This is a genomic window from Microbacterium sp. BWT-B31 (assembly GCF_041379855.1).
GTDB lineage: Bacteria > Actinomycetota > Actinomycetes > Actinomycetales > Microbacteriaceae > Microbacterium.
Genome location: NZ_JBFECU010000011.1, coordinates 109017 through 128275, shown reverse-complemented (window position 1 = coordinate 128275; position 19259 = coordinate 109017). Strand labels below are relative to the sequence as shown.

18 protein-coding genes are annotated in these 19259 nt (G+C 71.3%); 6 read left to right on the top strand and 12 right to left on the bottom strand.

Annotation, left to right across the window (positions count from 1 at the left end; translation table 11 throughout):
• The coding region (locus AB1K54_RS12670) for an IS30 family transposase (RefSeq protein WP_371203114.1) at positions 1 to 860 on the top strand (860 nt) is incomplete at its 5' end.
• A gap of 63 nt (positions 861 to 923) precedes the next feature.
• Here the strand turns inward: AB1K54_RS12670 and rpsA are convergent.
• The 4 genes from rpsA to AB1K54_RS12650 form a co-directional block, all read right to left on the bottom strand.
• Positions 924 to 2369: a 30S ribosomal protein S1 gene (gene rpsA, locus AB1K54_RS12665; protein ID WP_371203113.1), complete on the bottom strand. Its 1446-nt coding sequence runs from the start codon at positions 2367 to 2369 to the stop codon at positions 924 to 926.
• Positions 2370 to 2610: 241 nt separating this feature from the next.
• Complete coding sequence (locus AB1K54_RS12660) at positions 2611 to 3252, bottom strand: PH domain-containing protein (protein ID WP_371203112.1); 642 nt, start codon at positions 3250 to 3252, stop codon at positions 2611 to 2613.
• An 11-nt stretch (positions 3253 to 3263) separates the two neighbouring features.
• Entirely contained in the window at positions 3264 to 3428 is a 165-nt protein-coding gene (locus AB1K54_RS12655) for a hypothetical protein (protein WP_371203111.1), read from the bottom strand.
• A gap of 200 nt (positions 3429 to 3628) precedes the next feature.
• Positions 3629 to 3982 carry a TraR/DksA family transcriptional regulator gene (locus tag AB1K54_RS12650; RefSeq protein WP_371203110.1) on the bottom strand — a complete coding sequence of 118 codons (354 nt, stop codon included), beginning with the start codon at positions 3980 to 3982 and terminating at the stop codon, positions 3629 to 3631.
• Between the two features lie 71 nt (positions 3983 to 4053).
• On the opposite strand from AB1K54_RS12650, the gene AB1K54_RS12645 reads away from it, so the two are divergent.
• Complete coding sequence (locus AB1K54_RS12645; protein ID WP_371203109.1) at positions 4054 to 5961, top strand: pyruvate kinase; 1908 nt, start codon at positions 4054 to 4056, stop codon at positions 5959 to 5961.
• A gap of 35 nt (positions 5962 to 5996) precedes the next feature.
• Positions 5997 to 7094 (top strand): aromatic acid exporter family protein, encoded by a 1098-nt coding sequence (locus AB1K54_RS12640; RefSeq protein WP_371203108.1) that lies wholly within the window; start codon positions 5997 to 5999, stop codon positions 7092 to 7094.
• Here the strand turns inward: AB1K54_RS12640 and AB1K54_RS12635 are convergent.
• The 5 genes from AB1K54_RS12635 to AB1K54_RS12615 are packed head-to-tail and all read right to left on the bottom strand — an operon-like array spanning position 7063 to position 11774.
• The gene (locus AB1K54_RS12635; protein WP_371203107.1) at positions 7063 to 7446 is read right to left on the bottom strand and encodes a hypothetical protein; all 384 of its coding nucleotides are present in this window, start codon (positions 7444 to 7446) and stop codon (positions 7063 to 7065) included. The genes AB1K54_RS12640 and AB1K54_RS12635 overlap by 32 nt on opposite strands.
• A 15-nt stretch (positions 7447 to 7461) precedes the next feature.
• On the bottom strand, positions 7462 to 8748 hold the full coding sequence (locus AB1K54_RS12630; RefSeq protein WP_371203106.1) for a DUF6716 putative glycosyltransferase: 1287 nt from the start codon (positions 8746 to 8748) through the stop codon (positions 7462 to 7464).
• 4 nt (positions 8749 to 8752) lie between these two features.
• A complete protein-coding gene (locus AB1K54_RS12625) occupies positions 8753 to 9625 on the bottom strand; it encodes an N-acetylneuraminate synthase family protein (protein WP_371203105.1) in 873 nt (290 codons plus the stop codon).
• Positions 9622 to 10854 (bottom strand): cytidylyltransferase domain-containing protein, encoded by a 1233-nt coding sequence (locus tag AB1K54_RS12620; RefSeq protein WP_371203104.1) that lies wholly within the window; start codon positions 10852 to 10854, stop codon positions 9622 to 9624. The genes AB1K54_RS12625 and AB1K54_RS12620 overlap by 4 nt, the downstream gene beginning before the upstream one ends.
• Positions 10851 to 11774, bottom strand: coding sequence for a hypothetical protein (locus AB1K54_RS12615; protein WP_371203103.1), 924 nt, complete (start codon positions 11772 to 11774; stop codon positions 10851 to 10853). Before AB1K54_RS12615 ends, AB1K54_RS12620 begins: the two co-directional genes overlap by 4 nt.
• 268 nt (positions 11775 to 12042) lie before the next feature.
• Between AB1K54_RS12615 and valS the strand changes: the two genes are divergently transcribed.
• Together valS and AB1K54_RS12605 are read left to right on the top strand one after the other, a co-directional pair.
• Complete coding sequence (valS, locus tag AB1K54_RS12610) at positions 12043 to 14628, top strand: valine--tRNA ligase (RefSeq protein ID WP_371203102.1); 2586 nt, start codon at positions 12043 to 12045, stop codon at positions 14626 to 14628.
• A 1-nt stretch (position 14629) separates the two neighbouring features.
• The gene (locus AB1K54_RS12605; RefSeq protein ID WP_371203101.1) at positions 14630 to 14878 is read left to right on the top strand and encodes a hypothetical protein; all 249 of its coding nucleotides are present in this window, start codon (positions 14630 to 14632) and stop codon (positions 14876 to 14878) included.
• Positions 14879 to 14881: 3 nt separating this feature from the next.
• On the opposite strand, the gene AB1K54_RS12600 is transcribed toward AB1K54_RS12605, so the two are convergent.
• Genes AB1K54_RS12600 through AB1K54_RS12590 form a run of 3 tightly spaced genes read right to left on the bottom strand, consistent with a single transcriptional unit; the run spans position 14882 to position 17075 of the window.
• Positions 14882 to 16228, bottom strand: a complete 1347-nt coding sequence (locus AB1K54_RS12600) for an MFS transporter (RefSeq protein WP_371203100.1) — start codon at positions 16226 to 16228, stop codon at positions 14882 to 14884.
• Positions 16225 to 16446: a hypothetical protein gene (locus AB1K54_RS12595; protein WP_371203099.1), complete on the bottom strand. Its 222-nt coding sequence runs from the start codon at positions 16444 to 16446 to the stop codon at positions 16225 to 16227. Before AB1K54_RS12595 ends, AB1K54_RS12600 begins: the two co-directional genes overlap by 4 nt.
• Positions 16443 to 17075: an ArsR/SmtB family transcription factor gene (locus AB1K54_RS12590; protein WP_371203098.1), complete on the bottom strand. Its 633-nt coding sequence runs from the start codon at positions 17073 to 17075 to the stop codon at positions 16443 to 16445. The genes AB1K54_RS12595 and AB1K54_RS12590 overlap by 4 nt, the downstream gene beginning before the upstream one ends.
• Positions 17076 to 17180: 105 nt before the next feature.
• On the opposite strand from AB1K54_RS12590, the gene AB1K54_RS12585 reads away from it, so the two are divergent.
• Positions 17181 to 19232 carry a M3 family metallopeptidase gene (locus AB1K54_RS12585; protein ID WP_371203097.1) on the top strand — a complete coding sequence of 684 codons (2052 nt, stop codon included), beginning with the start codon at positions 17181 to 17183 and terminating at the stop codon, positions 19230 to 19232.
• Positions 19233 to 19259 lie beyond the last annotated feature (27 nt).

Genomic DNA, 19259 nt, shown 5'->3' with positions numbered 1-19259 from the left:
ACCGGTCGCACGGCGGCTCGTATCTCCCGTATGCCGCTCAGCGCTCTTGGGCGAAAGACCGGGCCCGACCCAAGAGCGGCAAGCTTGCGGCTGATGGTCCGCTGCGCGGATTCGTCACAGCCAAGCTCGCCGTGCGTTGGTCGCCCGAGCAGATATGCCACGCTCTGGTCAAAGAGTTCCCCGAGGACGAGAGCATGCGTGTGAGCGCCGAGACGGTCTACCAGGCGATCTACGTTCAGGCCCGCGGCGGCCTGCGACGGGAGGTCGTCGCGGCGCTGCGCACCGGCCGCACCCGCCGCAAACCACACAAGCAGCCCGATCAGCGCACGTCGCGGTTCACCGATCCGATGGTGATGATCTCCGACCGGCCAGCCGAAGTCGAGGACCGGGCGGTGCCTGGCCACTGGGAGGGCGATCTGATCGTCGGCACCCGCAGCGAGTCGGCAATCGTGACGCTGGTCGAACGCACCACCCGGTACGTGCTGCTCGGGCACCTGCCCGGCGGGCACACCGCCGAAGAGGTCCGTGACGTGCTCGTCCCGCTGATCGGCACCCTGCCCGAGCATCTGCGCGGCTCGTTGACCTGGGACCAGGGCTGCGAAATGGCCGCGCACAAGCAGTTCTCGATCGCGACTGACGTGCCGGTCTACTTCTGCGACCCGCACTCGCCCTGGCAGCGCGGCTCGAACGAGAACACCAACGGGCTGCTGCGCCAGTACTTCCCCAAGAGCACCGACTTGTCGGTCTACGCTCCCGAAGACCTCGAACACGTCGCCCAGGAACTCAACGGCCGACCACGCAAAACGCTCGGCTGGGATACCCCAGCCGAGCGCTTGCGTGATCTACTGAAAACCACATAGGTCATCAGGTGTTGCGAGGACCCGTTGAATCCGCCAAGGTTCCGGCCCATCGCTGTGGATCGATCAGCGACCCGAGAGCTTCTCACGCAGAGCGGCGAGAGCCTCGTCGTCGGCCAGCGTGCCCTGCGGGCCGCTGGTGGACGAGAAGGACGACGCGCCGAGGTCGGGCGCGGCGGCCTCGGCCTCGAGCGTCTTGGCGACCTGCGCCTTGTGGGCCTCCCAGCGGGCGTGGGCGGCGGCGTACTCCTGCTCCCACTTCTCGCGCTGCTCGTCGAAGCCTTCCTTCCACTGGTTGGTCTCGGGGTCGAAGCCCTCGGGGTACTTGTACTCCCCGTTCTCGTCGTACTCCGTGGCCATGCCGTAAAGGGCCGGGTCGAACTCGGTGCCGAAGGGGTCGACCGACTCGTTCGCCTGCTTGAGCGAGAGCGAGATGCGGCGACGCTCGAGGTCGATGTCGATGATCTTGACGAAGACCTCTTCGCCGACCGACACGACCTGCTCGGCGAGCTCGACGTGCTTGCCCGACAGCTCCGAGATGTGCACGAGGCCCTCGATGCCGTCGGCGACGCGGACGAACGCGCCGAACGGGACGAGCTTGGTGACCTTGCCCGGAGCGACCTGACCGATCGCGTGCGTGCGGGCGAAGACCTGCCACGGGTCCTCCTGCGTCGCCTTGAGCGAGAGCGACACGCGCTCGCGGTCGAGGTCGACCTCGAGGATCTCGACGGTGACCTCCTGGCCGACCTCGACGACCTCGGAGGCGTGCTCGATGTGCTTCCACGACAGCTCGGAGACGTGCACGAGGCCGTCCACGCCGCCCAGGTCGACGAACGCGCCGAAGTTGACGATCGACGAGACCGTGCCCTTGCGGACCTGACCCTTGTGCAGGTTGTTGAGGAACGTGGTGCGCGATTCGGACTGCGTCTGCTCGAGCAGGGCGCGGCGCGAGAGCACGACGTTGTTGCGGTTCTTGTCGAGCTCGAGGATCTTGGCCTCGATCTCCTGGCCGAGGTACGGCGTGAGGTCGCGGACGCGGCGCAGCTCGATGAGCGACGCGGGCAGGAAGCCGCGCAGGCCGATGTCGACGATGAGACCGCCCTTGACGACCTCGATCACGGAACCGGTGACGACACCGTCGTTCTCCTTGATCTTCTCGACGTCGCCCCACGCGCGCTCGTACTGAGCGCGCTTCTTGGAGAGGATGAGGCGGCCTTCCTTGTCCTCCTTCTGGAGGACGAGCGCCTCGACGGCGTCGCCGACCTTGACGACCTCGTTGGGGTCGACGTCGTGCTTGATGGAGAGCTCACGCGAGGGGATGACGCCCTCGGTCTTGAAGCCGACGTCGAGGAGCACCTCGTCGCGGTCGACCTTCACAACGGTGCCCTCGATGAGGTCTCCGTCGTTGAAGGACTTGATGGTCAGTTCGACCGCGGCGAGGAAGTCCTCAGCGGATCCGATGTCGTTGATCGCGATCTGCTTGGTAGCCGGGGCGGTCGTTGCGGTAGTCATGAAGTGGGTTGTCCTAGTTGGTTTGGGTTTCGGGCCTCGGCACGCGGATGTCCTGGGTTTTGTTCGCGGTGTGCGCGAAGCAGGACGGATACGTCTGCCGAAGCGGAGCGGATTGTTTTCGTGCGCGTCACGTGGGCTCGGCCCAGGCATGCGGAACCAGCCACACGTGTGACACTCCAGGGTATCAGAACACGGCTGTGGGCAGCGATTTGCTCATCGTCGGCAGGGCGACGACGCGATCTCACCGCGGGAGGTCGATCGGCGCCGTCGGCGTGCGGTCCGGATCGTACGGCCGCACGCGCCACCCGGCAGCCGGCGGCAGCGGCGCGGTCGCCGCCTGCACGCCCACGCTCGCCGCGGGGGCCACCACGGTCGGCACCGGGGTGTCGCGGGCGATGCTCCCCCGCAGACCGGCCTCTTGGATCACCTTCTGGATCGTGAGCCCGCGCTGATCGGGGTCGCCCACAAAGCGGATGGCCCGCAGCCCCTGCTCCTGCGCCGCGGACTCGAAGATGAAGTGTCCGTAGCCGAACACCCGCCCGATGATCGGCTTGTGCACCGAGATGTCGAGGATCCGCGCGAGCGGCATGGTGGCGATGCTCTGCGACAGGATGCCGTGAATGCGGAACACCCGCATGTTGGTGATGACGAACCGGTCCAGGCGCTGATCCAGGATGCGCCACCCCGCGTGCAGCGCGACGGCGGCGCCGGCGATCGCGGGCAGCCACCACACCTGCGGCGGCACGAACAGCGTCAGCAGCAGCAGCACGAGAGCGCCGGCCAGTTCGAGGAACGCCCCCATGAGGGCGGCCCAGTGCTTGCGCACCTCGTCGACGATGATCTCGCCGTGGTCCGAGATGAGGTGCCTGGCGGTCCCGGTCACGCGAGCGGACATCAGGTCGCGAGCGAGGCGAAGAACTGGGTGACCGCCGCACCTGCGCCCCAGACCGCCCCGATGGCGCCCTGGACGGCGTTCGCGGCATCCTCAGGCCTGGTAACCAGGTAGAAGACGGCGAATGCGAGCACGAGGCCGATGGCGATGCGCTTGATGATCTTCACGGCGCAGGGATCCCTTCACGATCGATCGGTCCACAGCGATCCCCCCGGAACGCGACACGTGCTGTTATACCCGATCGCGGTGACCACGTGTCGGGAACCGCACGGCGCGTCGCCGATTCGGCTCCGCTTTGCAGTGCGCGACGGATGCCCCGGGGCGCACCCGTGCGGTGGGGCCAGTCGCGCGTCACTACCCGCGCGCGTCACTCCCCCGCGCGCGCCGCGCACGCGACGCACCGTGTGGCCATCGGTCGCGCGGCCAGGCGCTCGCGCGGGATCGCCGCCCCGCAGTCGGCGCACACGCCGTACGTGCCGGCATCCCACCGCGCGAGGGCCGCGGCCAGGTCCGCCCGCTCGCGTGCCACCGCGTCGCGCAGGCCCACGAGCCGGGACCACTCGGCCGAGAGCGTGGAGCCCTCCGGGTCGTGCTCGTCGTCGGCGGACTCGGCGCCGCGGTCCGCGCGCAACTGGGCGATGCCGTCGTCGAGGTCCGCCTGGCGCGCGGCGGCATCCGCCTCGAGGGCGCTGAGGCTCGCGTGGATCCCGGTGTCATCCATGTCGCCTCTCCCGCCCGGCCGCACGGCGGCGGCGTCGACGCCGCACTCGCCCGCCCGGTACGCTCACGCTTGTGTCGAGCCACAAAGTACCCCGTGCCGCGACGCACGGCGACCCCGCCTCGACCGACCCGCCCGGACGCGCCGAGCGCCTGCGCCGGCTGCGCGGCGACGTAGCCGCCCTGCGCGATCGGGCGCAGAAGGCGGAGGATGCCGCGGCCACGGCGATCGCCGAGGCCGCCGCCGTACACCGCAGCGGTGCGACGAACCTCGTCCACTACCTCGCGCTGCGAAGCAAGGATCTGCGCCCGCTGCAGCGGCGGCTGACCGCGGAGGGGCTGTCATCGCTCGGGCGCATGGAGAGCGGCGTGCGCAGGAACCTCGACGCGATCCTGCGCATGCTCGGCGAGTCCCGGCGGGGAGACGCTGTGGCCGGCGACGCGTCGGCGGGCGACGACAGCGAGCTGCGCGCGAACGCCGCAGCCCTCCTCGGCGGCATTCCCGACGGCCGCAGCACGAGGATCATGGTGACGCTGCCCAGCAGGGCCGCCGACGACGGTGCCCTCGTCGCCGCGTTTGCCGCGGCCGGCATGGACGTCGCCCGCATCAACAGCGCGCACGACGGGCCCGACACGTGGCTTCGCATGGCGGCCCACGTGCGAGCGGCCGGCCGGGGCATCCCGATCGCCGTCGATCTCGCCGGCCCCAAGCTGCGCACCGGGCCCATCGCCCCGGGGCCGCGCGTGGTTCGGGCCCGCCCCCGACGGGACGAGCTCGGCCGTGCGGTGGCGCCCGCCCTCCTCGTGCTGCACGCCGAGCGGAGCAAGAGCGGCGGGCCCGCGCCCGACCGGGCGGAGGACGAAGCCCAGCGCACGGCGCGGGACGAGGCATCCGTCACCCGCGTGCCCGTCGTCGAGGCCGGGTGGCTCGCCGGTCGCACGGTCGGCGAACAGGTGCGCTTCACCGATGCGCGCGGCCGCCGGCGTCGGCTGCCGGTCGTCGGCACCGATGCCGGCGAGGTCGTGCTCGCGAGCGATCGCACCAGCTACCTCGCGACCGGGCTCACCCTCACCGCGGGCGAGGCCACGGCGACGGTTGGCGCCCTCGCCCCCGTCGCGCAGGCTCTGCGCGTGCACCTCGGCGATGCCATCACCCTCACGGACTCGCTCGAACCGGTCGTCGCCGGCGACGGGCCGGAGCACGTCATCGGATGCACCCTGCCCGAGGCCCTCGAGGCGGTGCGCGCCGGTCAGCGCATCGCGTTCGACGACGGCAGGATCGAAGGGGTCGTCGAGAGCACCGGCGCGGGTCGCGCACGGGTCTCGGTCACGCAGGCCGGCCCCCGGGGCACGCGGCTGCGGGCCGGCAAGGGCATCAACCTGCCCGACACCGACATCGACACCCCTGCGCTCACCGAGGCGGACCGCGCGGCGCTCGACGCGGTGATCGACGTGGCCGACATCGTGCAGCTGTCGTTCGTCCGCACCGCGGCAGACGTGCGCCTGCTGCTCGACGCGCTCGACGAGCTGGCGCCGAGTCACCCGCGCGCCGCCGACATCGGCGTGGTCGTCAAGATCGAGACGCGACGGGGATTCGCGAACCTCCCCGAGATCCTGCTCGAGCTGATGCGCCGCCCGCGCGTGGGCGTGATGATCGCGCGCGGCGACCTGGGTGTCGAAGCCGGGTTCGAACGGCTCGCCGAGGTGCAGGAGGAGATCCTGTGGATCTGCGAGGCCGCTCGAGTCCCGGCGATCTGGGCGACGCAGGTGCTCGAGACCCTCGCCGCGCGAGGCATCCCCACCCGCGCGGAGGTGACCGATGCCGCCGCCGGGGTCCGCGCCGAGTGCGTGATGCTCAACAAGGGGCCCTACATCGTCGAGGCGATCCGCGCGCTCGACGACATCCTGCGCAGGATGCACGGGCACCTGCAGAAGAAGCGCCCGCTGCTGCGGCGCCTCGCCGCGTGGCAGCGCGACGGCTGACACCGCGCAGCGCGCTCGCGCCGTAGCGTGGAGCCATGCGCATCACGGACTCGCTCCGCGCCTCACGCCGCGGACCGCTGCTGCAGGTCGTGAAGTCCGCTGTGGCGACCGCCCTGGCATGGCTGGTCGCAGGGTGGCTCATCCCCGGGCCGCCGCCGGTCTTCGCGGCGATCGCGGCCCTGCTCGTGGTCGCCCCGAGCCTCAACCAGTCGCTCGCCAAGGCCGTCGAGCGCAGCATCGGCGTCGTGGCGGGCGTGATCATCGCGTCGCTGCTGTCTCTCACGCTCGGAACGGCGACGTGGGTGGTGATCCTCGCGACCTCGATCGCGCTCATCATCGCGTGGGGGCTGCGCATGACGCCTGTCACCGCGAACCAGGTCGCGATCAGCGCCCTGCTGGTGCTGGCGCTGGGCACCTCGACGCCCGGGTACGCCGGGGACCGCATCCTCGAGACCCTGATCGGCGCGGCGATCGGGATCATCGTCAACCTCGCCCTCGTTCCGCCCGTGCTGGTGGGTCCCGCGCGGGCCGACGCCGATCGGCTCACTGAGGCGCTGGCGGCCGCGCTCGAGCGGCTCGCGGTCACCCTCACCGAGCCGCAGTCGGGCGCGCAGCTGACCGAGACGATGCTCGAGGCCCGGCTCCTGCGCCCCATGGTGGACGCCGCGGGCGCCGCCATCGACGCCGCCGGAGACTCGCTCGCGATGAATCCGCGCGCCCGCCGCCATCGCGCCGATCTCGCCGTCGCCCAGGCGCTCGTCGAGCGCCACCGGGCGATGGTCACGCAGGTGATCGGCATGACGCGGGCCGTGTTCGACGGCTACGACCCGACGCTGCCCGACGAGCCCGAGGCGCACGCCATCGCCGAGCAGCTGCGCCGCGCCGCGCACGACGTCCGGCTCGACCCGCAGCGCGCGACCGCGGCCGCGCACGCAGAGGGCGACGAGGCGGCGCCCGCGGATCAGGAGTTCTCGGAGGAGACCGCCCTCACCGCGCCGCTCACCGTCCCGGTTCCCTCGCCGATGCACTGGATCCTCATCGGATCGCTGCTCGAGGACCTGCGGCGCATCCACGAAGCGCTCGTGGAGCCGCCCGAGGTGGTCAGTTCGGGTTCTCGACGACGTCGACGGTGAAGGTCACCGGCTGGATGCCGCCGTCCTGGTTGGTCAGCACGACCTCGGTCGAGCCCGTCGACCTAGCGGTCACACCGGGGTTGAAGGTCGCGCTGCCGTCTTCACGACCCTGCGTGAACTCCGCGACCGACGTGTCGGCGATCTCGGCGGTGTAGCTGTCGACGGCGAGGTCTCCGGTGTTGATGTTGAGCACCTGCCCGACGATCAGCTCCACCGACTCGCCCTGCAGCTCGTCCGCGCTCATCGTCACCGGAGCGATGACGGGTCCGTCCGACGCAGACGGGGAGCACGCACTCAGTCCCGCGGCGGCTGCGAGGAGCGCGACGGCGACAACCAGCTTCGGCATCTTCATGGGGACAGCGTCCCATCAAACGCTGTGCGCGTCCATGGAGCCGCCTGCCAGGCGGCTTCGCGTGCGCTCGGCGAACCGCACGACGGCGCGCGTCGGAACGCCGACGACGATCGCCAGGGCGCTCGTGAGCGAGCGGTCGTCGGCGCCGATGGCCTGCTTGCGATCCCACGCGAGGCGCAGCGCGCCGCCGCGATGCCGGCGCGCCGGGCGGGGGGCCAGCACTCCCGAGCGTCGCAGCTCGACCAGCCGCTCCACACCCGCGCGCCAGTCGGCCTCGTCGGGCGCGTGGAAGTAGTTCTCGCGCAGCCACTGCGGGCGCGGCTGCCGGCCCCGCCCGGCGATCACGTCGGCGGCGCCGGCGAACAGGCCGCTCCCCTCGAACACGAGGTTGATCAGTTCGCGCGAGACCCCGAACTCGTCCAGCGCCACGACGGGCACACCGCGCGCGATCGCCTCGATCGCGGCGGTCGAGCTCACAGTCACGAGGCAAGCGGCCGTATCGAGGGCGCGTCCCATGCTCTCGGTCGACACGACGAGGTTCGCCGGAGCGCCCCCGACGCTTTCGAGGAGTGCGGGATAGGCGTCGCGTTCGACGTGGGTCTGGGCCTCGCCCGCCGTGCCGCGCAGCTTCAGCACGACACGTCGGGAGGGGTCGGCCCGTGCCGCGTCGACGAGCATCCTCGCGACGCGCAGACGGTCCGCGCGACCGGCGGGCACCTTCGCCTGGGGCGCGAACACGAGGTCGGCCCCCGCGGTGCGGTGCGCCGGGTCCGGGCGGGCGTGCGCCGCGAACGGCAGCGTCGCCAGCAGAAAGCGCTGGTCGATCCCGGTCTGGCCGGCGAGCGCCGTGAACTCCCGCACCTCGCGGTGCGAGTGCAGGATGAGCGCATCGGTCTGGTCCCGGTAGATCAGCGCCTTGCGCGTGGCCGGGATCGAGATGCCCGGAAGCCCCGACACGATCACCGGGCGCGGGTCGAGGCTCCCGATCTCGCGCGCGAGCACTCGCACGAGGGGCCCGCGGGCGGCCAGCACCACCGCGTCCGGCGCGAGGGTCTCCAGGCGCGGCACTAGGTTCGCGAAACGCACCCGCTCGGCACGCTCCGCATCGAGGCCGCTGCCGGCGAGCGCCGCGGCCTCCTGCGCGGCGCTCACCACGAGCGGCGTCTCGAGCACCAGCAGCGACACGTCCCACGCGGGCTCGCCGCGCCGGGCCGCCGCCTCCGGCGTGCGTGTGCCGAGCAGGGCCGCGGCCCACTTGACGTACGAGTCGGTGTCGGCGATCGCGACGACCCTGAGGGTCATGCGATCACGCGCTCACGCGCCGCAGCTTCGCCATCGGCGCGAGCTCGCCCGGGAACACCCGCTTGACGCCGTCGCCCAGGGCGGTCTCGATCACGCGGATGTCGCGCACGAGGTGCTGGAGTCCGGTGGGCTCGAGCGACGCGGCGTGGTCGGAGCCCCACATCGTGCGGTCGAGGGTGATGTGCCTCTCGACGGCGACGGCACCCATCGCCACGGCGGCCAGCGAGATCTGCAGGCCCCGCTCGTGGCCGGAGTATCCGACCGGCACCCCTGGGTACCGGTCGCGCAGCATCGGGATGACCCGCAGGTTCGCCTCTTCGGGCTCCATCGGGTACGTCGAGGTGGCGTGCATCAGCACGAGGCGGTCCGTGCCGAGGATGCCGATCGCCTGGTCGATCTGCTCGACCGTCGACATGCCGGTCGAGCAGATGACGGGCTTGCCGGTGTCGCGCAGCGCCTCGAGCAGTTCGCGGTCGGTCAGGCACGCCGAGGCGACCTTGTGCGCGACGACGCCGAGGCCTTCGAGGAACGCCACGCTCGGGGCATCCCACGGCGAGGCGAACCATTCCAGGCCGCGCAGCAGCGCGTGGTCCGAGACCTCGATGTACTCGTCGCGGTCGAACTCGACGCGGCGCCGGTAGTCCAGGTACGACATCGTGCCCCACGGCGTCTCGCGCGGCACGTCGCGCATGTGCTCGGGGGTGGCGATCTCGGGGGTGCGCTTCTGGAACTTCACCGCGTCGGCGCCGGCGTCCGCGGCCACGTCGATGAGCTGCTTGGCGAGCTCCACGTCTCCGTTGTGGTTCAGGCCGATCTCGGCGATCACGTACGTGGGTCGCCCTCCGCCGACGACTCGCGAGCCGATCGTGACAGTCATGGTGCCTCCTTGTCGACACGGTCGTCGTTGGTGCCGGGCCAGGCGGATGCCTCGGCCTCGGTCGATTGCGAGAGGGCGGCCAGCACCCGCTCGGCGAGCTCGCGCACGGCGCCGTCGCCGCCCCTGCGCTGCAGGACGGTGCGGACCGATGCCCGCACCAGCGGGTGCGCGTCGGCGACCGCCACCGGCCAGCCCACCAGCTCCAGGCAGCCGAGGTCGTTGACGTCGTTGCCGAGATACGCGATGCGAGAGAGCGGGACGCCGCGCTCCTTCGCCCACCGGCGCAGCGCCGCCGCCTTGTCGTCGACGCCTTGCAGCACCTCGACGCGGAGCTTGTTCGCACGCGCCGTGACGACGGGGTTCGTCTCGGTGGACAGGATCAGCACGGGCACGCCCGCGCGACGCAGCAGCGCGACGCCCATGCCGTCCGCGCGGCTCACCCGCACGCGTTCGACGCCGTCCGCCGACACGAGGGCGGTGTCGTCGGTGTGCACGCCGTCGAAGTCGGTGACGACCGCGCCGACATCGATCGCGCGCGACTCGTCGCCCGCGTCGACGACGGCCGCGAGCGCCCTCGCCACGTCGAGCTCGGCGGGGGTGTCGATCTCGAGCGCTGTGTCCTCGGGCACCTCGACGATGCCGATCCGTCCGAAGAACCGGTGCCCGGCCGCGCGGAATCCGGCCGCGTCGAAGACGTAGAACGCGCCGGTCTCGAGATAGTGCGGCTCGCGGTCCTGGCGCCTGGGGCGGTGCGCGGCGTCGTGGTTGATGGCGACGGCGGCCGAGGACTCGTCCCTGCCCCACAGGAACCCGTAGGTGGCCGTCGCGGCGAAGACGCTGTCGTGTCGCCCGTCGCGCACGGCGGCGACGCCCTGGGCCAGCGCGTGCGGATCGATGAACGGCGAGGTGGCCTGCAGGAACGCGACCGCCCCGACCGCCACCCCGCGTGCCGCGAGGTCGTCGAGGGCGTGCAGCACCGCGGACTCGGACGAGGCGAGGTCGCCCGACAGCTCACCGGGGCGGTCTACGACCTCGGCGCCCCACTCGCGCGCGACGGCGGCGATGGCGGGATCGTCGGTCGACACGACGACGCGGTCGACCGCGCCGCAGCGCTGCGCGGCGACGATCGCGCGCGCGACGAGGGGCAGGCCGCCCACGCGGCGCAGGTTCTTGCCGGGCACGCCCTTCGACCCGCCGCGTGCGGGGATGACCGCGACGACCTCGCTCATGACGGCGCCCCCGCCTGCGCAGGGGACCCGGGTGCGCCGATGCGCAGCTGCGACCCGGTGCCGGCAAGGACCAGCGGCAGGGTCGTCGTCGTGCTCGATCGCAGCGTGAAGACCTCGAGCGGCTCGGGCGTGCCGGCGAGCAGCAGTTCCACCGGAAGGCCGGTGTCGTGCACCGTCACCCCTGGCACGGCGGCGATCCGCGCGAGCTGGGCGGCGGTCTCGCGCCGGTGGGGCAGGTAGGTCGTGGGCGCTGCCTGCGCGACCGCGCCCACCCACGCGACGAACTCGGCAAGCGGCATCCGGCCGTCGACCGGCAGAGCGCTGCCGAGGATCACGCGGCGCCCGATGCCCGGCGCGGGCCGGGCCGTGCGGCGCGTCCACTCGAACGCGTGGCGGCCGACGCGGTAGCCGCGATCTGCCAGCGCCTGCTCGGTGCGCGTGCCGAGGTCGAACACCGTCGCGAAGGTCACCGCGCGATGGGCCGCACGGCGCGAGACATGCTCGAGGGCGAAGGGGGCGACCGATCGTGTGAGACGCCCTTCGTTGACGCCGGGCCGCTCGTACGCCCGCTCGCCGAGCACCGACGCCGCGAACGGGATCGTGTTCGCCCCGTCGTCGAGGAAGGTGATCTCACGCGGGCGCAGCACGGCCGCGGCAAGCCGGAACTGTCCCGAGAAGCCGTCGCCGACGACCCAGTGCGGATGCCGCGCCAGCAGAGCCCACGGAATGCCGAGGTACGGGTGGGTTTCGCTGAAGCGCGCACCGCGCGCCAGGAGCGCGTCGGCCGTCGGCGACATGCCGGGGGTGAGCCGGCCCGCCAGTGGGATCGAGCGCCCGTGGGCGTGCGCCCACTCCGCCGCTCCCACCAGTTGCAGGGGCGATTCGATCCAGGCGATCGCCGCAGGCGACGAGTGCGTCACGCGGTCTCCTGACTGCCGAGGGCCGCCCGGGCGCGTCGGGCGTCGTCCCACCGTCCGCCGCCGAGGTGAACGAGATGACGAGCGGCCGTGTCGCCGCGGTGGCCGGGCGGTGAACACTGCGGGAACCGGATGCGGCCGGGGCGGGGCATCCGTCATGCCCTCTGCCGCATCGTGGAGCGCTCTGGGAGGCGCGAACGGTAGAATCGGCACCGATCCCACACTCAGGCACGCTCACACAGTGCCGCACATATCGCCTTAGGAGACCCACATGCCAGGCCCGCAGATCCCTGACAAGCCCGCCCTCGAAGGTCTCGAAGCGAAGTGGGATGCCGCGTGGACCGAGCGCGGAACCTACGCGTTCGACCGCGCGCGAGCGGCCGAGGTCGGCCGTGACGGCATCTTCTCGGTCGACACTCCCCCGCCGACCGCGTCGGGGAGCCTGCACATCGGGCACGTGTTCAGCTACACGCACACCGACGTCAAGGTGCGCTATGAGCGCATGACCGGCAAGACGGTGTTCTACCCGATGGGCTGGGACGACAACGGCCTGCCGACCGAGCGCCGCGTGCAGAACTACTACGGCGTGCGCTGCGATCCGTCGCTGGCGTACGACCCCGACTTCACGCCTCCGTTCGAGGGCGGCGACAACAAGAGCAGCAAGGCCGCCGACCAGGTGCCGATCAGCCGCCGCAACTTCATCGAGCTGTGCGAGCGGCTCACCGTCGAAGACGAGAAGCACTTCGAGGCGCTGTGGCGCTCGCTCGGCCTGAGCGTCGACTGGACTCAGACGTACCGCACGATCTCGGACGACACGATCCGCACCAGCCAGCTCGCGTTCCTGCGCAACCTCGAGCGCGGCGAGGCGTTCCAGGACCTCGCCCCGACACTGTGGGACATCGACTTCCGCACCGCCGTCGCCCAGGCCGAGCTCGAGGATCGCGACCAGCCGGCCGCCTACCACCGCGTCGCCTTCCACAAGACAGACGGGTCCGGCGACGTCTTCATCGAGACGACCCGCCCCGAGCTGCTCGCTGCCTGTGTCGCCCTGGTGGCCCACCCCGACGACGAGCGCTACCAGCCCCTGTTCGGCACGACGGTGCGCACGCCGCTGTTCGACGTCGAGGTGCCCGTGCTCGCGCACCCGCTCGCCCAGCAGGACAAGGGCTCCGGCATCGCGATGATCTGCACCTTCGGCGACGTGACCGACATCGTGTGGTGGCGCGAGCTGCAGCTTCCCAACCGCACGATCCTCGGGCCGGACGGCCGCGTGCTCGCCGACGCGCCCGACGTGATCGTGACGGATGCCGCCCAGGCGGCGTACGCCGAACTCGCGGGCAAGACCGTGTTCAGCGCCAAGAAGCGCATCGTCGAGCTGCTGCAGGAATCGGGCGACCTGGAGGGCGACCCCAAGCCCTTCACGCACGCCGTCAAGTTCTTCGAGAAAGGCGACCGCCCGCTCGAGATCGTCTCGACCCGCCAGTGGTACATCCGCAACGGCGCCCGCGACGAGGCGCTGCGCGACAAGCTCATCGCGCTCGGCCAGCAGATGTCGTGGCATCCCGATTTCATGCGCGTGCGCTTCGAGAACTGGACCAACGGCCTCACCGGCGATTGGCTCGTCTCGCGCCAGCGGTTCTTCGGCGTGCCGATCCCGGTCTGGTACGGCCTCGACGACAACGGCGAGCGAGACTACTCGATCGTGCTCACGCCGGATGCCGCCTCCCTTCCCGTCGACCCGTCGACCGACGTGCCCCCGGGCTACACGGCCGACCAGCGCGGCGTGCCGGGGGGCTTCGTGGGCGAGACCGACATCTTCGACACGTGGGCGACCTCGTCGCTCACCCCGCAGCTGGCCGGAGGCTGGGAGCGCGACCGGCAGCTGTGGAACCTCGTGGCGCCGTTCGACCTGCGTCCGCAGGGGCAGGACATCATCCGCACCTGGCTGTTCTCGACGTTGCTGCGCAGCGCCCTCGAGGACGACCGCGCACCGTGGACGCACGCCGCGATCTCAGGCTTCATCGTCGACCCCGATCGCAAGAAGATGTCGAAGTCCAAGGGCAACGTGGTGACGCCGGCCGACATCCTCGCCCAGCACGGCTCCGACGCGGTGCGCTACTGGGCGGCCTCCAGCCGCCTCGGCACCGACGCCGCGTTCGATCCGCAGAACCCCACCCAGATCAAGATCGGCCGGCGCCTGGCGATCAAGGTGCTCAACGCGGCGAAGTTCGTGCTGTCGTTCCCCGTGCCCGAGGGCGCCGAGATCACGCACGCGCTCGACGCGTCGATGCTCGCCACCCTGCACGGCGTGGTGCGCGAGGCCACGAAGGCGTACGAGAACTACGACCATGCGCGCGCCCTCGAGGTGACCGAGTCGTTCTTCTGGACCTTCTGCGACGACTACCTCGAACTGGTCAAGGAGCGCGCCTACAACCAGACCGACGTCGGTCAGCCCTCGGCCGCCCTGGCCCTGCGCCTCGCACTGTCGGCGCTCCTGCGTCTGCTTTCGCCGGTGCTGGTGTTCGCGGCCGAAGAGGCGTGGTCGTGGTTCAACGACGGCTCCGTGCACACGGCCGCCTGGCCGGTCGCACCCGACGGCGAGTGGGGCGACCCGGCCGTCCTGGTCGCGGTGAGCGAGGCGCTCGTGGGCATCCGCCGCGCGAAGACCGAGGCGAAGGCCTCGCAGAAGACACCCGTCGACACGCTCTCGATCAGGGCCGACGAGGCCACGATCGAACGTCTGCGACTGGCCGAGGGCGACCTGCGGGCGGTCGGTCGGATTGCGCAGCTCGAGCTGCGCGACGGGTCGGACGAGGTCGTCATCGACCGCGTCGAGCTCGCACCGCAGGAGGGCTGACATGCAGCTGGGCACACGCTGGACCTCGGGTGATGAGCCGCCGAAGGTGGTGCCCGAGGCGCTGGCCCGCGGCATCCGCGCGGTCGACGAGTCGATCCCAGATGACGCGCTCGGCCAGCCGCGGCCTCGCTGGACGCTCACGTGGCTCGAGGCGAGGCCGATCGCCGAGCTCGACACGGGGGTGATCGTGTCGCTCGACGCCGACGGCGAGCCGGTCGTGCGTCACGACGACGGCGACGAGTTCGCCTGACCTTCAGCGGTGCGCGGCGTCGGCCTCCGCGCCGGCGCGTCGCGTGTCGACGAGGAGCAGCCGCGCCGAGACCAGCACCCACACCAGGACGAACGCTCCCGCGGCGATGAAGGGCGTGCGCAGATCTGCGCGCGCGACCCACCCGCCCAGCACCGTCGCGATCGGGAACATCCCCCACGTCAGCATGCGGATGATGCCGAGCACGCGTCCGAACAGCTCGGGCGGAACGATCTGCTGGCGCAGGGCCCCCCAGGGCACGTTCCACACCGACACCGAGAACGCGGCAAGGGCGTAGAACGCGGTCGCCGAGAACACCTCGGGCGCCAAGCCCGTGAGCGCGAATCCCACGGCGACGCCGAGGTTCGCGGCGAACATGACCGGCCCGCGGCCGAAGCGCTCGACCAGGCGCGAGGCGACCAGCGACCCGATCAGGGCGCCCACGCCGATCCCGGCCGTCACGAACCCGATCGCAGCGGGCGTGACGTGCTGCTCGTCGAGGAAAAACAGGATCGTCGCGGCCTGCGCGAACGACAGCGCACTGCCCACGAGCGATGTGAACACCACCATGTTGCGCAGGTAGCGCTGCCGCCACAGGTAGCGGATCGCCACGCGCGCCGACACATCGGTGCGGACCGGGACAGCGGCCACCGGTGCGGCGACGAGGCCCCCGGCGGCGGCGTCCGGCGCGTCGGCGTCGGACGCCGCCGCCGGTTCGCGCAGGGGCCGCGCCGCAGACAGCGGCAGCAGCACGGCCAGCACGATCGGCACGAGATAGCCCACCGCGCCGAGCCACAGCGGCAGCGCGAGCGACACCGCGAACAGCACGCCCGCGATCGGCTGGGCGGCGAAGTTGTCGATCGTGATCTGGGCCGCCTGCATCCGCCCGTTCGCGCGGTCCAGCTGCCTGCGCGTCACCAGCCCCGGGATGGCCGCGTTCGTGGCGTTGTCGAAGAGCGTCTCGCCGAGGCCGAAGACGAGTGTGCCGGCCAGCAGCGCCCACAGCTCGAGGGCGCCCGTCACGGTGAGCACGGCGAGCACGACCGCGACGCCGCCGCGGATGGTGTTGGCAAGAGCCATCACTCTGCGCCGGTCGAACCGGTCCACGATCATGCCCGCCGGCAGTCCGAACACGAGCCACGGCACGAACGCGAGGGCGGCGATCAGCGAGATCGCGAGCGGATCTCGCGTGAGGGTCGTCGCGATCAGCGGCACCGCCGTGCGGCCGAGCCCGTCGGCGAGGTTGCTGAACGCGGCGGCGGTCCACAGTCGGCCGAAATCGCGACCGAGCGGGGCACGGACCGGGGCCGTCCCGGTGCCTGCCCCGTCGATCGTGTCGGTCGTGTCTGTCATCGCGGCAGGAGCCCGGCCGCGCCGCGGGCCTGGGCGGCACGGCGCGCGTCGGCGTAGCGCTCCTGCGATGCGGCGGCTGCGCGCGATGCGACCTGTGCACGTTTCTCGAGCCGCGCGGCGACGAACGCGTCGAGCCCGGCGGCCGCGGTGAGCAGCAGGCGCTCGAAGCGGGTGACCCGCACGCGGGAGGCGGGCGGGAAAGCGGTGATGGTGCTCATGACGTCTCTCCCAGTTCTGGCAGGGGGAACAGGTCCGCCCGGATGGTGACCGGGCGCACATCGTCGCCGGTCTGATTGCGGTGCAGCTCCACGGTCTCGTCGATCAAGGCCATGATCTTCGCGGAGAGCTCGGTGCTCTGCTGCGGAGTGAGGCGTGCGGTGGCGGTCGAGATGAGGCTCGCCTCCTGCCACGCGTCCTCTTCGGACGCGACGCCGCGATCGATGAAGTCCATCAGCTGCTGCTGCCGCAGGCGGAAGAACTCCCCCATCACGATCTGCGTCGCCGCGCGGCCGGCGGGCGTCTTCACGGCGTCGGCGTTGGCGAACGACACGCCCCCGACGGGACGCTCCCACCACCGCTCGCGCGCGTTGCCGCGCCCCTCGACCTCGCGGATGAGGTCGTGCTTGGCGAGCGCGCGCAGGTGGTAGCTCGTCGACCCGCTCGACTCCCCCAGTCGTTCGGCGAGCGAACTGGCCGTCTGCGCGCCGTACTGGCTCAGGATGTCGTAGATCTTGACGCGCAGCGGATGCGCGAGCGCGCGCAGCGCGCCGCCGTCGAGCACGCGGTCGCCGCGATGCTTCTCGATCGCGCGGGCTGCGGCATCCGTCAGCTCACTGTTCTCGTCCACGGGACCGACGGTAGCAATGCCAACAACTCTTTGCAAGCATTTCTTTGCAATTGATTCTTTGCAAAGGAGTATCGGCGGTTCGCCCCCGCTCACTAGGCTGTCGGCATGGCGAACGAGAACCCGCTTCTGTCCCCGAGCCCCCTCCCCTACGGACTGCCCGACTATCCGTCGATCCGCCCCGAGCACTACCTCCCCGCCTTCGAAGAGGCCTTCGCCCGGCAGCGGGCCGAGATCCAGGCGATCACGACGGATGCCGCAGACCCGACGTTCGACAACACGCTGGTGGCCCTCGAGACCAGCGGCAGGCTGCTCGGCGATGTCGCCCGCGCCTTCTATACGGTCTCGTCGGCGGACGCCACCGACGAGATCCAGCAGATCGACGAGACGCTCGCGCCGCTGATGTCGGCGCACAACGACGCGATCCAGCTCGACAGCGCCCTGTTCGCCCGCGTGAAGAGCCTGCACGACCGCATCGACGAGCTCGGACTCGACGACGAGCAGCGCTACCTCGTGCAGCGGCACTTCACCGAGATGTCGCACGCGGGCGCCGGGCTCGACGACGCCGCGAAGGAGCGCCTCACCGAGCTGAACCAGCGCCTGTCGACGCTGACGACCCAGTTCGAGAAGAACCTCCTCGCCGACACGAACGACCTCGCCGTCGTGTTCGACGACGCCTCCGAGCTCGACGGGCTCACCGCCGGTGAGATCTCGGCCGCATCGCAGGCCGCCGTCGACCGCGGGCTCGAGGGCAAGCTCGTGGTGACCTTGACGCTGTTCACGGGGCATCCGTATCTGGCCACCCTCACCAACCGCGACAGCCGAAAGCGGATCCTCGATGCCTCGCGCGCCCGCGGGTCGCGGGGCAACGAGCACGACAACCGTTCCGTGCTGGTCGAGATCGTGCGGTTGCGCGCCGAGCGTGCCGAGCTGCTCGGCTACCCCAGCCACGCCGCGTACATCACCTCGGACGAGACGGCCGGGTCGCCCGAGGCTGTGCGCGACCTGCTGCGGCGGCTCGCGGCGCCCGCGGCGCGCAACGCCCGGCGCGAGCAGGCCGCACTGCAGGCGATCGTCGACGCCGAAGCCGAGCCCTTCCCGCTCGAGGCGCACGACTGGGCGTTCTACACCGAGAAGGTGCGCGCCGCCGAGTACGATCTCGACCGGTCGGCGCTGCGCCCCTGGTTCGCGGCCGAGCGGGTGCTGCAGGACGGCGTGTTCCGCGCCGCGACCGAGCTGTACGGGATCACCTTCGCCGAGCGCCCCGACCTTCCCTCGTACCACCCCGACGCGCGCGTGTTCGAGGTGGCCGGCGCCGACGGCTCGGCGCTCGGGCTGTTCGTGCTCGATCTGTACACGCGCGACACCAAGCGCGGCGGCGCCTGGATGAACTCGATCGTCTCGCAGTCCGCCCTGCGCGGGACAAAGCCGGTCGTCGTCAACAACCTCAACGTGCCCAAGCCCGCACCGGGCACGCCGACGCTGCTGACCCTCGACGAGGTGACCACGCTCTTCCACGAGTTCGGCCACGCCCTGCACGGGCTGTTCGCGACTGTCACCTACCCGCATTTCGCGGGCACGAACGTGTTCCGCGACTTCGTCGAGTTCCCCAGCCAGGTCAACGAGATGTGGATCTACTGGCCCGAGATCCTCGACTCCTACGCGCGGCACGTCGAGACCGGTCAGAAGCTCCCCGCCGAGGTCGTCGAGAAGCTGCACGCCTCCGAGGCCTTCAACCAGGGCTTCGCGACCAGCGAGTACCTGGCCGCCGCGTGGCTCGACCAGGCGTGGCACTCGCTCACGCGGGACGCGGCCGAAGGCGGCATCGACGTCGCCGCTTTCGAGAAGTACGCCCTCGCCGACATCGGCCTCGACAACCCGGTCGTCCCGACCCGCTACTCGTCGACGTACTTCGCGCACGTGTTCTCAGGCGGCTACAGCGCCGGCTACTACTCGTACATCTGGAGCGAGGTGCTCGACGCCGACACCGTCGAGTGGTTCCGCGAGAACGGGGGGCTGCGCCGCGAGAACGGCGAGAGGTTCCGCGAGCGGCTGCTCGGCGTCGGCGGCTCGAAAGACCCGCTGGCCGCCTACCGCGACTTCCGCGGGCGGGATGCCGAGATCCGGCCGCTCCTGGAGCGCCGGGGTCTCGTCGCCTGACGTTCGGGTCCTGCCGGTCTCGGCGGC

Coding starts and splice junctions, on each gene's coding strand:
- AB1K54_RS12635 (WP_371203107.1), bottom strand. CDS start 7,446: ATGAAGATGCCGAAGCTGGTTGTCGCCGTCGCGCTCCTCGCAGCCGCC.
- AB1K54_RS12585 (WP_371203097.1), top strand. CDS start 17,181: ATGGCGAACGAGAACCCGCTTCTGTCCCCGAGCCCCCTCCCCTACGGA.
- AB1K54_RS12595 (WP_371203099.1), bottom strand. CDS start 16,446: ATGAGCACCATCACCGCTTTCCCGCCCGCCTCCCGCGTGCGGGTCACC.
- valS (WP_371203102.1), top strand. CDS start 12,043: ATGCCAGGCCCGCAGATCCCTGACAAGCCCGCCCTCGAAGGTCTCGAA.
- AB1K54_RS12605 (WP_371203101.1), top strand. CDS start 14,630: ATGCAGCTGGGCACACGCTGGACCTCGGGTGATGAGCCGCCGAAGGTG.
- rpsA (WP_371203113.1), bottom strand. CDS start 2,369: ATGACTACCGCAACGACCGCCCCGGCTACCAAGCAGATCGCGATCAAC.
- AB1K54_RS12630 (WP_371203106.1), bottom strand. CDS start 8,748: ATGACCCTCAGGGTCGTCGCGATCGCCGACACCGACTCGTACGTCAAG.
- AB1K54_RS12620 (WP_371203104.1), bottom strand. CDS start 10,854: ATGAGCGAGGTCGTCGCGGTCATCCCCGCACGCGGCGGGTCGAAGGGC.
- AB1K54_RS12600 (WP_371203100.1), bottom strand. CDS start 16,228: ATGACAGACACGACCGACACGATCGACGGGGCAGGCACCGGGACGGCC.
- AB1K54_RS12650 (WP_371203110.1), bottom strand. CDS start 3,982: ATGGATGACACCGGGATCCACGCGAGCCTCAGCGCCCTCGAGGCGGAT.
- AB1K54_RS12640 (WP_371203108.1), top strand. CDS start 5,997: ATGCGCATCACGGACTCGCTCCGCGCCTCACGCCGCGGACCGCTGCTG.
- AB1K54_RS12625 (WP_371203105.1), bottom strand. CDS start 9,625: ATGACTGTCACGATCGGCTCGCGAGTCGTCGGCGGAGGGCGACCCACG.